This window comes from Cobetia sp. SIMBA_158 (assembly GCF_046566945.1).
Classification (GTDB): Bacteria; Pseudomonadota; Gammaproteobacteria; order Pseudomonadales; family Halomonadaceae; genus Cobetia; species Cobetia amphilecti.
Genome location: NZ_JAWJYL010000808.1, coordinates 1 through 249 on the forward strand (window position 1 = coordinate 1; position 249 = coordinate 249).

The 249-nt window shown below is 69.9% G+C and carries 1 protein-coding gene; it reads left to right on the top strand.

Features of this window, described 5'->3' with window-relative positions; all coding sequences use genetic code 11:
- Window positions 1-249, top strand: a 249-nt coding sequence (locus R2R70_RS22060; RefSeq protein ID WP_410979206.1) for a glycoside hydrolase family 3 N-terminal domain-containing protein, incomplete at both ends; no start/stop codon positions are given.

The following is a 249-nucleotide window of genomic DNA, read 5'->3' on the forward strand; positions in this document are numbered from 1 at the left end:
GTCGGCGACCGCGCGTTCCACCGCGATCCGCGCGTGGTCACGCTGCTCGCCAAGAGCCTGAATCACGGCCTCGCGCTCGCGGGCATGGCGAACTGCGGCAAGCACTTTCCGGGGCACGGTTTCGCGACCGCCGATTCGCATGTCGCGGTGCCGGTGGACGAGCGTCCGCTCGAATCGATTCTCGGCGAGGACGCGCTGCCGTACGACTGGCTCGGCCTGTCGCTCGCGGCGATCATGCCGGGTCACGTG